The organism is Nocardioides sp. LHD-245 (assembly GCF_030929495.1).
Lineage (GTDB): Bacteria > Actinomycetota > Actinomycetes > Propionibacteriales > Nocardioidaceae > Nocardioides.
The window spans coordinates 357,200-371,698 of sequence record NZ_JAVFWN010000003.1 but is presented as its reverse complement, the minus strand read 5'-3'; the positions used below and the strand labels follow the sequence as shown (position 1 = coordinate 371,698).

9 protein-coding genes and 3 tRNA genes are annotated in these 14,499 nt (G+C 67.9%); 4 read left to right on the top strand and 8 right to left on the bottom strand.

Going from position 1 to position 14,499, the window contains the following annotated elements; translation table 11 throughout:
* The first annotated feature begins 265 nt into the window (after nt 1-265).
* Nucleotides 266-1,432: an IS110 family transposase gene (locus RB608_RS06740; RefSeq protein WP_308087044.1), complete on the top strand. Its 1,167-nt coding sequence runs from the start codon at nt 266-268 to the stop codon at nt 1,430-1,432.
* A 159-nt stretch (nt 1,433-1,591) separates the two neighbouring features.
* Nucleotides 1,592-5,734: an ATP-binding protein gene (locus tag RB608_RS06735; protein WP_308087043.1), complete on the top strand. Its 4,143-nt coding sequence runs from the start codon at nt 1,592-1,594 to the stop codon at nt 5,732-5,734.
* Between the two features lie 492 nt (nt 5,735-6,226).
* On the opposite strand, the gene RB608_RS06730 is transcribed toward RB608_RS06735, so the two are convergent.
* From RB608_RS06730 to RB608_RS06720, 3 genes are all read right to left on the bottom strand, one after another.
* Nucleotides 6,227-6,448: a hypothetical protein gene (locus tag RB608_RS06730; RefSeq protein ID WP_308087042.1), complete on the bottom strand. Its 222-nt coding sequence runs from the start codon at nt 6,446-6,448 to the stop codon at nt 6,227-6,229.
* Between the two features lie 92 nt (nt 6,449-6,540).
* Nucleotides 6,541-6,617: transfer RNA gene (locus RB608_RS06725), tRNA-Asp, on the bottom strand.
* A gap of 95 nt (nt 6,618-6,712) precedes the next feature.
* A tRNA-Glu gene (locus RB608_RS06720) sits at nt 6,713-6,785 on the bottom strand.
* 155 nt (nt 6,786-6,940) lie between these two features.
* On the opposite strand from RB608_RS06720, the gene RB608_RS06715 reads away from it, so the two are divergent.
* Nucleotides 6,941-7,014 (top strand) — tRNA-Phe (locus tag RB608_RS06715).
* Nucleotides 7,015-7,069: 55 nt separating this feature from the next.
* Here the strand turns inward: RB608_RS06715 and RB608_RS06710 are convergent.
* Nucleotides 7,070-9,109 (bottom strand): MMPL family transporter, encoded by a 2,040-nt coding sequence (locus RB608_RS06710; protein ID WP_308087041.1) that lies wholly within the window; start codon nt 9,107-9,109, stop codon nt 7,070-7,072.
* A 17-nt stretch (nt 9,110-9,126) separates the two neighbouring features.
* Here RB608_RS06710 and RB608_RS06705 point away from each other — a divergent pair, with 17 nt between their 5' ends.
* A complete protein-coding gene (locus RB608_RS06705; RefSeq protein ID WP_308087040.1) occupies nt 9,127-9,639 on the top strand; it encodes a MarR family transcriptional regulator in 513 nt (170 codons plus the stop codon).
* A gap of 81 nt (nt 9,640-9,720) precedes the next feature.
* On the opposite strand, the gene RB608_RS06700 is transcribed toward RB608_RS06705, so the two are convergent.
* From RB608_RS06700 to RB608_RS06685, 4 genes are read right to left on the bottom strand one after another with little or no spacing between them, the layout of a single operon-like run.
* A complete protein-coding gene (locus RB608_RS06700) occupies nt 9,721-10,653 on the bottom strand; it encodes an ABC transporter permease (protein WP_308087039.1) in 933 nt (310 codons plus the stop codon).
* Between the two features lies 1 nt (nt 10,654).
* Nucleotides 10,655-11,743, bottom strand: a complete 1,089-nt coding sequence (locus RB608_RS06695) for an ABC transporter permease (RefSeq protein WP_308087038.1) — start codon at nt 11,741-11,743, stop codon at nt 10,655-10,657.
* On the bottom strand, nt 11,736-13,307 hold the full coding sequence (locus RB608_RS06690; protein WP_308087037.1) for an ABC transporter ATP-binding protein: 1,572 nt from the start codon (nt 13,305-13,307) through the stop codon (nt 11,736-11,738). Before RB608_RS06690 ends, RB608_RS06695 begins: the two co-directional genes overlap by 8 nt.
* 1 nt (nt 13,308) lies before the next feature.
* A complete protein-coding gene (locus RB608_RS06685; protein ID WP_308087036.1) occupies nt 13,309-14,310 on the bottom strand; it encodes a BMP family protein in 1,002 nt (333 codons plus the stop codon).
* Between the last annotated feature and the right edge of the window lie 189 nt (nt 14,311-14,499).

Genomic DNA, 14,499 nt, shown 5'->3' with positions numbered 1-14,499 from the left:
ACCGCGCCTCGACGCTGCAACTCGGCGATCGAACGCGGCTACTAGACGATTCCGTTAGGGCCGACGTCTGGCCAGACTCGGTCCGGGTGATCGGCGGGAAGCTCTCTATGCGGCTGCCCACCGGCTGATCTGGTGTGGCTCGCTATCGGTCTGCAGCCCGCCGGTCACCGTGACGAGGCGTGGCTCAAGAAGGGACTGCCCTGCTCGTAGTAGCAATGCCCACCTCGCCGTCCACTTCGGATCGAGCACAGGCGGGAGTGAGCACATGGAGCACGTGATCATCGGGGTAGATCCCCACAAACTGTCGGCCACGGTCGAGGTAGTCGACGGCCACGAGCAACTGCTCGGGTCAGGTCGGTTCACCACCGACCGGGCCGGCTACGCAGCAATGCGCAGCTACGCGAAGAAGTGGCCAGAGCGGGTGTGGGCAGTCGAGGGCAGCAACGGTGCTGGCCGGCCACTCGCGCAACGACTCCTCGAAGACGGCGAGCACGTCGTCGACGTCCCCACGAAACTCGCTGCCCGAGTCCGACTCTTCGACACCGGGCACAACCGCAAGACCGACGCCCACGACGCCCACGCGGTCGCGGCCGTCGCAGTACGGACCAAGACTCTGCGGGTGCTCCAGCTCGACGGTGAACTTGAAGCCCTGCGGATGCTCACCGACCGCCGCGAAGCACTCACCCGTCGGCGAGTCCAGACCGTCGACCGGCTCCAGGCCCTGCTCGCTGAACTGCTGCCAGGACAGGCGAAACGCGACATCACAACCGGCCAGGCCAAGGCAATGCTCGCCTCCGTCCGCCCCCGCGACATCGCCGGCAAGACGCGCCGACGCATCGCCGCCGAAGAACTCGCGGAGCTGGTCGCGGTCGAGGCAAAGATCAAGAAGTCCACCGCCGAGCTGAAGGCGATCGTGCTGGCTCGCGGCTCACGCCTGATGGACCTCCACGGCGTCGGACCGGTCGTGGCCGCGCGGGTGCTGGCCGACGTCGGCGACGTCAGCCGATTCGCTGACCGCAACCGGTTCGCGTCATGGACCGGCACCGCCCCACTCGATGCGTCCTCAGGTGAGCAGAACCGCCACCGGCTCTCGAGAGCCGGGAACCGTCGGATGAACCACATGATCCACATCGCTGCGATCAGCCAGATCCGCCTCGACACCGACGGGCGCGCGTATTACCAACGCAAGCGAGCCGAGGGCAAGAAGCCGCTCGAGGCCATCAGGTGCCTCAAGCGGCGGATCTCCGATGCCATCTACCGCCAGCTCCTCGACGACGCCCGGCGCGCTGCCATCGACGACGTTGGCACGGGTCCGGGAGGGCACTGTAGGGCGTCTCAAGAATCCAGCGCGGTCGACCTTCCCCTGCACATCGACACTTCGGATCAGCCACTTCCCGGACCCGCAGAGAAGACGCTACGCCCGACCGATTGACAACAGAAGGGAGCCAATATGACACTCCCCCAAACGACTCCAAGCAGCAGCAGGTTTGTCCCCAGGGTGCTTGCCGCTCTGCTGCGGTAGTAGGCAGGAGATCCAGTCGAGCGGCCGGTCGAGTCGGGCGTTCGCCGGAGAGGCCGATAGTTTCAGCCTATGCCGATTCGCCTAAGAGAGATTCGGTCTCACGAGGGAAGCCAGGCCCGAGCGTGGGAGGAACTGGCGTATCAGTTGCGTCCGCCCGTCGCACCTGGGCACCTGGAGACTCGCAAGACACGTGCCCCCGACGCCGGAGTCGAGTGGTACGAGATCTATGCGGACGGGCACACCGAAGGGTTCCAGGCCAAGTTTCACGCCTCGCTTGCCGACGCTCTGAGCGGTATGAAGGAATCCGTCGTTGCAGTCTGTGCGAAGCGGCCCGAATTGACGCAACTGACCTTCGTGGTTCCCTACGACTTCACCGACAGCGGAGCGGGCCAGACCAAGTCAGACCAAGACCGATGGGACGACGCCGTATCAGGCTGGCGGCAGACCGTCGACGGTGCTGCCCGAATCACGTTCCGAACAATCCGAGCCGGCGATGTCTTGGCGGAACTGGCAACCTCCAGGCACGCCGGGCGGCGGGCCTTCTGGTTCGGAAACTTCGAGTTATCGCCAGAGTGGTTCGAGAAGCAGATCGCCGAGACCATCGCTGTTGTGGGGGATAGGTATACCCCAACGGCCGACACAGACGTATCTGTAAACGGCGCAGTCGAGGCCACTGCTGCCGGGGATCGGTTTCTCCGCTCCCTGCGTTCACATCTTGATGCTGCAGTCTCCGCCAGTCGTAGGGACTCCGGCATGTGGGGGTCAACATCGGAGCAAGCAGTTCAGCTTCTTGACCGGCTCGCAGAGCTTCGCGCTGGCGTGACCGAACCCTCGGCAGAACCGGATTCACTCGTGTCGACCGGTCACTTCGACGTGGAGTCAGGTCGTCAGGCCGTCGACGACTTACTCGTATGTGCGGTGGAAGCCGCCGATCAACTAGAAAAGTTCAATAACCGACGGATGCGGAGCGCAACCGAGAAGCTTCGTGAACTGCGTGATCTGCTTGCTTCCCCGACGGCCGCCGCGTATGCCTCGCGCACGCTTGCGCTGGTCGGAAGGGCTGGTATCGGTAAGACCCACGCCCTGGTGCGGGCAGCGGTCGAGCTTCATATGCAGGGTTCCCCAGTCGTTGCGGTCGTTGGACAGAGGCTCGGCGACGCCGCGTGGTGGTCAGAGCTGAAGGCGGTGCTCGGTGTTGAAGCGGACACTGCTGACGTGTTTCTGCAAGAACTCGACTCGCTCGCGGAGGCAAGGGGGCGACGTGCTCTCATTCTTATTGACGCGTTGAACGAATCTCAGAATCCACGAAGATGGCGAACCGAGCTTAAGGCGCTGCTGGCTCAGACGACGGCGTACCCAAACGTGGCTGTGATCGTTTCGTACCGCAGCGACTACTCATCGGTTATTGAACCGCCCAACTCCCTGCCGGTGATCTCACACAGAGGCTTCGTGGGCAGGGAGGGGCAGGCGCTCTCGGCATACTGCCGAGTGTTTGGGGTCCCGGTGCCGGCGAGGTCCTCCTTCGACCCAGCGTTCTCCAGCCCCCTGTTCCTGCGCATGTTCTGCGAGGTACTTGCCTCGGATGGCCCGAGCACCGCGGGCAGTCTCACGCGGTCGACTTTGTTCGCACGGTTCGCCACTATCCGCGCCGCGCGTGTGATCGATGCGCTGCGCCTTGCCCCATCCAGCCACGCGGTCACTGATGCGCTGGACCTACTTGCGGAAAAGCTTCTGGCAGCAGGTGGGCGACCCATCCCGAGGGCGGACGTCGAGAGTGCTGTCGATGCCCTGCTCCCAAACCGAAACTGGCCCGACACGCTGTTCGGTCGAATGCACAGTGAGGGCCTGATCGAGGTTCACCCGTCGTTCTCCGCCGGCGAGTCTGTGACCCTGCCGTTTCAGGCTTACTCGGAGCACGTTCTTGCCAACCGCCTTCTGGACTCTCTGGGTGGTCCGAATGAGCTTTCCGACAGCGTGGCCGACGCGCCCTGGCTTTGGCGGGCGCTAGCAGTTCTCTTGCCCGAACGAGATTCTGTTGAGCTTCTTGACCTTCTCCCTGAGCACCATGCGAACCGCCGCCTGAAGGAGGCGGTTCGCGACAGCCTCTTGGATCGAACGGCTGATGCGTTCGGGGAACGTGCCTTCGAGCTCCTTGAGCATCAGATCGCTGGCGAGTTCGATGAGCGGGTCGATGGCGTCGACGCCATCATCGCGCTTGGGCCACGCCTCGGACACCCAGCGAATGCGCGATGGCTCCACGAGAAACTCAAGACCCAGGCCCTCCCCGAACGCGACGCGTCGTGGTCGATCGCGGCCTACACCGCCGACGAATACTCGCCCTCATTGACTCGCTTGGAAAGTTGGGCTCAAGGCCTCGGTCAGGAGGTGGAGACCGATGAAGCCGAACTGGCTGCCATCACGCTGATGTGGTTGCTGACTTCGCCAAACAGGTTCCTGCGCGACAAGGTCACCAGGATACTCACTGGCCTGTTGACGAAGCGGCTGTCGGTGGCAGGCGCGGTTATGACGTTGGCAAGTGAGATCGACGACCCGTATGTCCAAGAGCGAGTGCTGCTCTCGTGCTACGGCGCACTAATGATCGCCGGAGACTCCGACGCTGACGGAAGCAGGGAAACGATCGGTGCCATGTCGAAATGGCTCCTCGCAGGCCTTCCAGTGCACGTCTTGGCACGGGACAGTGCCCGCGGCATGGCGGCTTGGGCCCACGCCCGCGGAATTCTCACGGAGGAACAGAAAGTCGCGTTCGACCCGCCTTACGGCGCTGCGCCGCCTGAGGAACCGCCGACTGCCGAGGAGCTGGAATCGGCCTACGGATGCGTCAAGGATGCGGATGGCAACTTCAAGGATTGGCGCGCCAACACGATCCTGATGTCCTGCCTTACGTGGATGGGCGACTTCAACAAGTACGTGGTGAGAGGTGACGTCGGATCATTCAGTCGATACCCGTTCGCGGGACCGCGGCCTCCACGCAAGCGCGGTGACCCGCTCGGCACCGTCGAGGCGGACTGGGCGGGGCGGTGGATCGCCAACCGCGCGATCGCCCACGGTTGGACCGCAGAGCGTTTCGAGGAGTTCGAACGCAACCACCGGGCCGACAGAGGACGGGAAGCCCACAAGCCCGAGCGCTTTGGGAAGAAGTACCAATGGCTCGCGCTTCACGAACTGCTCGCGCGCCTAGCAGACAACTACCACCTTGCCCGAGAACCCTGGTCACCTGAGCACGACCGATATGAGGGGCCGTGGCCCTGGTATGGACGAGACCTAGATCCGAGTATTCCGGCCCGTCGGGCGTCTGATCCGCCGCAGCATCTTGTGTTGACACACGCACCAGATGCAGCCTGGGCTCTCCTCCCGAACCCAGCCCTCGATGTTGCCGCCACGCCCGACAGTTGGGTCGCCGAAGTGGCGGACCTCGCTTCGGCGAAGCAGGTGTTCATGCCGACAGACGGAGCCGGACGCCCTTGGATCGCGTTGCAGCGGTACTCGACATGGGACCGCGACAACGCTCAACGAACTGGAATGACCAAGCGCGAGCGTGACGTCTTCTATCTGCAGTTCTCTTGGCTGGTTCCCAGAGGTGAGGGTCAACGTCTCCTCGATCTCTTCCGAGAACACGGCTTATCAGGTCGATGGATGGACGATCGTAGTCGTACCCATGGGCGCTACCTAGGAGAACTCGCCTGGTCGCCTGTTGCGAAGGCAGAGGCCGCGACCGAGGCAGACGATCACTATCACCAGCGACTAACCGGAGCCGGGCTGGCACCGCGGCCCGCGATCGAGAAGTACCTGTGGGAAGGGAGTGTTCTCGACTGTTCGATTGAGGAGAGCATCGACTTCTACGTGCCGACCGACGAACTTCTCGGATCGGCTGCATGGGACGGAGTATGTGCGCGGTGGACGGTGGGTGGGGTGACAGCCGCCTGTGCTCTCGACGTTCCTGACACCGAGAACGGCCAGGATGCGCTCTTGGCCGCCCCAGGGTGGCTGCGCCAGCGACTCGCGGAGCTCAACTGCGACCTCGTTATTGGCGTTCTGGGCGAGCGGCACGCACTCCCGATAGACGATGACGACTACCGAAAGATGGCGTACTCAGATTTCTGGTACGGGGCAGTCATCGGTTCCGAGCCTCACGCAGATGAGATGGTCGGCCCGATACTCGAGGTCCGTCGATCGGTAGATGACCCGCGATAGCTAAAGGTGCCCTACTGCGCATTCTGGGGAGCCCGACTCATGAACCGGAGACCCCTCTACTTCGCGCTCTGCGCACCTGCGTCAGTCTGGGCGGTCGACGCGGGCAGTCGTCGGGAACTGCGGCGACTCCGAGGAGCGTCCGCCTCAGGGATATGGCTGTGGCAGCAGGGTGAACGCGTCCACGTGTCCGGGGTCGTACGACCCGGAAAGTGCCGATGGCCCGGTGGTCGCGATGCCCGGCGATGCGAGCGGCATCCGATCGCGTGAGATCCACGAGCTCGAAGCTCCCGTCTGCCACTGACTCGAGGAAGGCAACCTCGGCGAACGTCCCCACCTTGGCCTCGAGCAGGTAACCCACCTCGGCCAAGACGGTCTGCGGCAACAGCAGACGCCTGTCTGCCAGCCGTAGACCGGTGAAGAGCTCGACACAAGCATGATGGTCGGCGTCCTTGCGATCGGCCGCCGCGAAGATCGTGCCCGTGTCGCAGATGATCACGACCGGCGAGCGCCGAATCCCTCGGCGAGGATCTCGTCAGCCCGACGTGCGTTGTCGGTGCGGCCGTCCATGGATGCGCCGATGCCGAAGAACCTCGGTGGCCAATCACCCATGGGTTTTGCCGTGGTCAACCGACGCACGTCTGCGAGCACGACCTCGACCTGATCGTCGGGCAGGCCCTCGATCAGGTGGATCAGCTCGTCGCGGCTCGCGGTCACGCCGACGACACTAGGTCGACGTGCCGGCAGGCGGTGGTACCTGACCGGCGGCCCGGGAATGCAAGAAGCCCGGACCTTGCGATCCGGGCTGCTGGCGACCCTGACGAGACTCGAACTCGCGACCTCCGCCGTGACAGGGCGGCGCGCTAACCAACTGCGCTACAGGGCCATTCGCTCACGTTGCTTTCGCGCGGTGAAGCGGATGGAACTCTAACCCATCCACCTGCGCGAGTCCCAATCGGGAGCCACCTCGGCGGTCAAGCGCACCCCCAACCGGATTCGAACCGGCGTACCCGCCGTGAAAGGGCGGTGTCCTAGGCCGCTAGACGATGGGGGCCCGCCACGGGGGACAGGTCCTCCGTAGCGCGCGCCAGCATAGTGCCCGCCGGGGCGCGTCCGCTCATCGTGACCGCGGATCAGGCACCGGAGCGTCCCGATGTCGCCGCCGCTTTCGTACGTCGGCGCACCCTCCGGTAAGGTAGGCGACTGCTTGGGCAGGTAGCTCAGTTGGTACGAGCGATCGCCTGAAAAGTGATAGGTCGGCGGTTCGACCCCGCCCCTGCCCACCGCAGACGAGACCCCCGCCGGACACCGGCGGGGGTCTCGTCGTCTCGACGCTCCTCAAGCCCTGCCGACGTCCTGGCCGACCTGCCGCGGCCACCAGAACCGGTCGCCCAGCCGGACGGCGACGGCCGGCACCAGGACGGTGCGGACCAGCAGCGTGTCGAGCAGTACGCCGACGCAGATCACGATGCCGAGCTGGGCCAGGACGACGAGCGGGAGCACCCCGAGGACCGCGAACACGGCGGCGAGCAGGATGCCCGCGCTGGTGATGACGCCGCCCGTCGACGCCAGCGCCCGCAACATGCCCTCGCGGGCACCGTGTTGCCGGGCCTCCTCGGCCGCCCGGGCGACGAGGAAGATGTTGTAGTCGACGCCGAGGGCGACCAGGAACAGGAACGCCTGGAGAGGTACGCCGACGTCGAGCCGGTCGAACCCGAACAGGCCGCTGCTCAGCAGCCAGCCCGCGCCGAGGGCCGCCAGGTAGGTCGCGACCACGGTGAGCACCAGCACGATCGGGGCCACCACCGACCGCAGGAGCAGACCCAGCGCCAGCAGCACCACGACCAGGATGACCGGCAGGATCAGCGCGCGGTCGGCTCCGGTGGCCGCGGCGGTGTCGACGTCCTCCGCGTCGGTGCCGCCCACCAGCGTGTCGGGGAACCCGGCGAGCGCGGTGCGGAGCGAGGCGACGTCGGCCCGCGCCTCCGGCGTACCGGGTGCGTGGGCGAGTACGACGTCGATCCGGGTCCGCCCGTCGTGCTCCCCCACGGGTCGCGCGGCATCGACCCCGTCGGCGGCCTCGGCCGCCCGGACGACCGCGGCGACGTCGGCGCGGGTGAGGACGACGGCGGGGTCGGCGCTGCCGGCGGGGAAGGACTCCGCCAGCCGTCCGGCGGCGGCGATCGACTCGGGGGTGTCGATGAACTGGTCGGCCTCGGACAGACCGCTCCGGATGCCGAGGATGCCGCTCGCCATCACCGCCAGCACGACCAGGCCGGCGGACGCGGCGAGGACCGGGCGGCGCGCGACCGCGTCGCCGACGCGGCGCCAGAACGAGCGCCCCTCGGAGAGGGCCGGCTCCCCGACCTCCGGGCGGCGCGGCCAGAAGATCCACCGCGGGAAGACGACCAGGGCCAGGGGCAGCACGACCAGCACGGCGAAGGCCGCCACCACCACACCGATGGCGCAGGCCAGGCCCAGGCCGCGGGTGGCCGGGAAGGCGGAGAGCAGCAGCGCCAGCAGCGCGACGACGACGGTGGCCGCGCTGGCGAGCACGGCCTCGCCCGTGCGCGACCACGCGCGAGCCATCGCCGCGGGACGACTCGGTGTCCGGCGCAGCTCGTCGCGATAGCGCGAGATCAGCAGCAGCGCGTAGTCGGTGCCCGCGCCGAACACCAGCACCGAGAGGATGCCCGTCGTCGACTGGTCGAAGGCGACGTCGAGGACGCTGAGCACGTGCGTGGCCGCGACCGCCGCGAGCCGGTCGGTCAGGCCGACCACGAGCAATGGCACCAGCCACAGCACCGGCGATCGATAGGTGATGATCAGCAGCACCGCCACGACCGAGGCGGTGACCGCGAGGAGCGTGAGGTCGGCGCCCTCGAACACCCGGGCCAGGTCGCCCTGGATCGCGGCCGGACCGGTGACGTCGGCCCGGACACCCTCCGGCAGCCCCACACGGACGCCGGCACGCAGCTCCTCGACGTCGTCGGCGAGCTTCGCCGCGTCCGTGCTCGGCATCGGGAGTACGCCGACCAGCGCGCTGCCGTCCTCCGCCGCCTGCAGCGGCGCTGCGGCCGCCCCGCCCGTGGCGCGGGCGAACACCTTGCCGACCTCCTCCCGGTCTGCCGGGGTGAGCGCGCGGTCCGCCGTGAACAGGACCACCGCCACCTGGTCGTCGCCGGACGGGAAGTCCTCGAGGAGGCGGGCGACCGCGGTGGCGTCGTACCCGTCCGGCAGCTTGTCGCTCTCCGCCCGGTCGACCGGTGCCGTGCCGAACCCGCCGATGAGGGCGCCTCCGACGAGCAGGTAGAGGACCGGCAGGATCCAGGCGACCCGCGGGCGGAGCAGGCGCGCGGCGACGGAAGATGGTTCCATGATGGAAGGATATGCGCATGTCCCCTCCCGCTGACCAGCCCGTCGGCATCCGGGCGCCGGCCCTGGTGCAGCGGTTCTCCTACGAGCTCAACCGCTTCACCCACCTGTTCGCGCACCGCCACGGCCTCCACCCGACCGATGTCGACGCCCTCGCCCACCTGCACCAGGCGGCGCTGCGGGGAGAGTCGACGACCCCCACGCGCCTGGCCGCCGCGATCGGGCTCAGCGCGCCGGCGACCTCGGCCCTCCTGCGCCGCCTGGAGACGAGCGGGCACGTCGAGCGCACCACCGACCCCGCGGATGGCCGCCGCCACCTGCTCACCCTCACCGCGTCCGCCCGCCAAGTCGCCGCCGGCTTCTTCGGGCCGCTCGCGGACGCGCTGCGAGCATCGTTGGCAGGCCTCGACGATGCCGAGGTCGCGGTCGTCGAGCGCTGGCTGGCCGACGCGACCGACGCCGCGCGGCAACTGAGCGACCGGATGACGGGCCAGGGGCGGCCGGCGACCGCGGCCCCGGAGATCGGCTCGTGACCCCGGCCCGGGCAGCACGAAACCCCCGCCGGGACTCATCGAGCGGGGGTTTCGCGTCTGGGGGGACCGGGACGGTCCGGCTCAGCCGACCAGGCGGCTCTCACGGTCGTAGTTGCGACCCAGGAACGACGGCTGCCGCGCCCAGCGGAACGCGAACACCATCACGAGCAGCGTGGCGACGTACGGCAGCATCAGCACGAACTGGTGCGGGATCCCGATGCCCGCGACCTGGGCACGCAGCGCCAGCACCTCCATGCCGGCGAAGAACGCCGCGCCGGCGATCACCAGGTGCGGCCGCCAGCCGCCGAGGAAGGCCAGCGCGATGACCAGCCAGCCGCGACCGGCCACCATGCCCTCGGTGTAGAGGCCCGTGTAGACCATCGGCAGGTAGGCACCGGCCATGCCGACCAGACCTGAGCCGACGACGGTCGACCAGGTCCGCGCCCACGTGACATTGATGCCGAGGCTGTCGGCCGCCTTGGGGTTCTCGCCGATCGAGCGGAACGCGAGACCGCTGCGGGTCTTGTACATGAACCACCAGATCGCCACGGAGATCGCGAACGCGAGGTAGACGACCAGGTCGTGGTCGAACAGCACCTCTCCCAGGAACGGGATGTCCGAGAGCAGCGGGATCGGCTTGTCCTCCAGGGTCGGGATGAGCGGCGGCTCCATCGTGATGCCGATGACCTCGCGGTAGAGCAGGCCCGCGGCGCCCAGCGCGGCGAAGTACAGCGCCAGGCCGACGACGAACTGGTCCAGCCGCAGCTGCGTGGTCATGTAGGCCAGCACGAGCCCGAAGACGCCGGCGATCGCGAAGGCGGCCGCCATGCCGACGGTGTTGCTGCCGGCCTTGAAGCTGACCAGGAAGCCGACCGCCGCGCCGAGGACCATGAGGCCCTCCTGCGAGACGTTGAAGACGCCCGCCCGGCCGCTGAGGACGGTGCCCTGCGCGGCGAGCAGGAAGGGCACCATCGCCGGGATCATCAGCGTGAGGAACTCGGTGATCTCACCCATGTCAGGACCTCCGGATCTTCGCTCGGGCGATGTCGGACAACAGCAGGAACAGCAGGATCAGCGCCTCGATGATGAGGACCATCTCGACGGGCACCTGCGCGGTGCGCTGCATGGACCCGGCGCCGACCTCGAGGACCGCGATGCCGAAGGCGATGAACGGCAGCGCGAGCATGCTGCCCCGCGCCATCAGGCCGACGATGATGCCGAGGATCAGGAAGTTCGACTGCATCCCCTCGAGCATCTTGCCGTGGACACCGGCCACCTCGATCGCACCGGCCAGGCCCGCGACGGCGCCGCCGACGACGAGACCCGCGCCGGCGAGCCGGGAGGTGCGGATGCCGTGCACCTGGGCGGCGCGGAGGTTGGCGCCGACCGCACGCATCTCGAAGCCGGTCGACGTACGCCGCATGAACACGGCGATCACGATCACGAGGAGGACGGTCAGGAGGACACCCGTGTGCATGGGCGGCGCCTGGCCGATGCCCGGCAGCAGCGCACCCTCCCCGACCGGGGTGGTCGCCGGGTGACCGGCGCCGCGGTCGGGCCAGACGTGGCTGGCGACGTAGTCGATGAGCTGGAACGAGATGAAGTTCAGCACGACGGTGCTGAGGATCTCGTTGACCTGGAACTTCGTCATCAAGAAGGCGGCGATCCCGGCCCACACGGCGCCCGAGAGGGCTCCCGCGACCAGGACGCAGGGCAGCAGCACGACCATGGGCAGGTCGGACCACAGGATGCCGAGCGCGACACCGCCCGTCGCGCCGACCAGCAGCTGCCCCTCGGCGCCGATGTTGAACTTGCCGGTCGCGAGCGGGATGGCGAAGGCGTAGGCGCACAGCAGGACCGGCACCCACTTGTGCAGGGTCTCGATGGTGCCGAACCGGGTGTTGAAGCTGGTGGTCAGCACCGACTCGAACGCCGCGATCGGGTCTCGGCCGATCGCCGCGATGATCAGTCCGCCCACGACGAACGCGAGCACCACCGAGACGACGTACGGGACGACCAGCCACAGCGCCTCGGCGACCCGGGAGGGACGCTTTCCGGGAGTCTCGGCCGGCGTGGCCGGTGGAGCGGTCAGGGTCTCAGACACGGGCTTCTCCAAGTCCAGTCATGCTGCGGCCGACCGCATAGGCGTCGACGGATCCGTGCTGCCACTCCCCTGCCTTGGAGCCCTGGTAGAGCGCGATCACCCGATCGGACAGGGCGATCACCTCGTCGAGGTCCTCGGAGATCAGCAGGACGGCGCAGCCGGCCGCGGTGGCCTTGCGCACCTGCTGGTACACGAATCGCGTCGAGCCGATGTCGAGGCCGCGCGTCGGGTTGTGCAGGATCAGCATCCGGGGCTGCCGGGCGAAGGCCCGGGCCAGGATGACCCGCTGGATGTTGCCGCCGGACAGGTCGCCGACCAGCGTGCCCGGACCGTTGGCGCGCACCGAGAACTCGGCGATCGCGTCGACGGCCCGCTGCTTCGCGGCACCCCAGTCGATCAGCCCGCGCCTGCGGACCTGGTCGCTGCGCTGCGAGCCGAGCACCAGGTTCTCCGTGATGCTCGCGGTCGGCAGGATGCCGTCGCGGTGCCGGTCCTCCGGCACGTAGGCGACGCCGTGCTCCAGCCACGCCGAGGTCGCCAGGCCGCCCATCGAGCGCCCCGTCACCTCGACCGTGCCCGCGCGCAGCGGACGTACGCCGGCCAGCGCCTCGGCCAGCTCGACCTGTCCGTTGCCGGCCACGCCGGCGATGCCGACGATCTCGCCCTCGCGCAGCTCCAGGCCGAAGCCCTGGATCAGCTCGTGGCCCTGGTCGTTGACGACGACCAGGTCCCGGACGGCGACCGCGGTCGTCGTACCGACGGAGGAGAGGACCTCCTCGACCTTGTCGGCGTCCACCGCCCCGAGTGCGGCGGCGTCCACCGCGGCACCCGGGTCCGTCGTACTCCCGACCATCTTCTCGGCCAGGTGCTCGGCGTCGGTGTCGGCACGCTCGATGGTCTCGACCCGGCGGCCGTCGCGCATCACCGTCATCCGGTCGCAGACGCTGAGCGTCTCGCGGATCTTGTGGGTGATCAGCACGACGCTCATCCCGTCGTCCACCATCGCCCGCATGGAGCCGAAGAGGTCGTCGACCTCCTGCGGGGTGAGGTTGGTCGTCGGCTCGTCGAGGATGAGCAGCTTCGCGCCGCGGTAGAGCGCCTTGAGGATCTCGACCCGCTGGCGGACGCCGACCGGCAGCTCCTCGACGACCGCGTCCGGGTCGACGGTGAGTCCGAACCGCTCGCTCAGGTCGCGGATCCGCTCCTTGGCCTCGGAGAGATCCAGACGGAGCGGGCCGGGCACGTCGGTCCCGAGCACGATGTTCTCGGTCACGGTGTAGTTGTCGACCTGGAGGAACGTCTGGTGGACCATGCCGACCCCGGCGGCGATGGCGTCCTTCGGCGAGCCGATGCTGGCCGGCTGCCCGTCGAGGAGAACCTCTCCGGCGTTGGGCCGGTACAGCCCGTAGAGGACGTTCATCAGCGTGGTCTTGCCGGCGCCGTTGCCGCCGAGCAGGCCGTGCACCTCGTTGCGTCCGACCACCAGGTCGACGGCATCGAGGGCGGTGACCGGCCCGAAGGTCTTGACGATCCCCCGCATCTCCAGACGCGGGCTCTCGGTCACGTCACTTCACCTCGGCCTGGTTGAGCTCGACCTCGATGGAGCCGTCGGTGATGCCGGCGACGGCCTTCTCCACCTCGGCCTTGACCTCGGCCGGGACGTTGTCGCCCACGTGGACGCTGGCGCCCTGGCCGAACCCGATGACGTAGTGACCCGTGGTCGTGCCGCCGTCGATGTCGGCGAGGATCTCGGTCAGCGGCTGCACGAAGTCGTAGAGGACGGTGGCGGCGTAGTGCTCGGGGCCGTTCTGCGACTTGTCGGTGTACTTCACCGTCACCCAGGCCGAGCCGGGGTCGGTGTCGTTGACGGCCTTGAACGCACCGACCACGCCGAGGTTGAGCGAGGTGACGATGACGTCGGCGCCACCGGAGAGCAGCTGACTGGTGAGCTGCTGGGCCTTGACCGTGTCGTTGAAGTCGCCGCTCCACACCGGGTTGAGCTCGACGTCCTTGCCGCTGTCGGCGATCGCCTGCTCCACGGCGTGCACCTCGGAGTAGGAGAAGGGCAGGCTCAGGCCACCGAGGTAGCCGACCTTGCCGCTCTTGGTGAGGTTCGTGGCGAGCACGCCGATCGGGTAGAAGACCGTGTGGAAGTTGCGGTCGATGACCCAGACGTTGTCGGGCTGGCCCTCCGGCTCGCCGTCGAACTCGCCGATGAAGCGGACGTCGGGGTTCTGCTTCGCGATCTTCGCGGTGGCCTCGTAGAACTGCGAGCCGTGCGTCCAGACCACGTTGAAGCCGTCGGCGACGTACTCCTGCAGGACGCGCTCGATGTCGGGCACCGCGACGCTCTCGGAGTACGACACCTCCGCGCCGTCCTTCTCGGCCGCCTTCAGCGCCTCGAGTCCGAGAGCGTTGTAGTCGGCGTCCGTCGTCGGTCCGGAGAAGATCGCGGCGATCCGCGTCTTCCCGTCGCCCGAGCCGCCGTCACCGTCGCCGCCGCCGCAGCCGGCCGCGACGAGGAGGATCGCCGTCAGTCCCGCCAGAAGTCGAATGAGTCCACGCATGTTGCTTCAACCCTTCAAGGAGTCCGCCGCCCGACCGTCCTGGGGCCCGCCCCGAGGCGGATGTGTCGGGCGTCACTTCGGGAGATCCTTGTGTGGTCTGGTATGTCCCGGCACCGGCGAGCGTTGCCCAACGACGGCGTGGCTCTTGGTAAACACCTGACCACGGCCGGCGAGCAAGTAGCCTGCGCG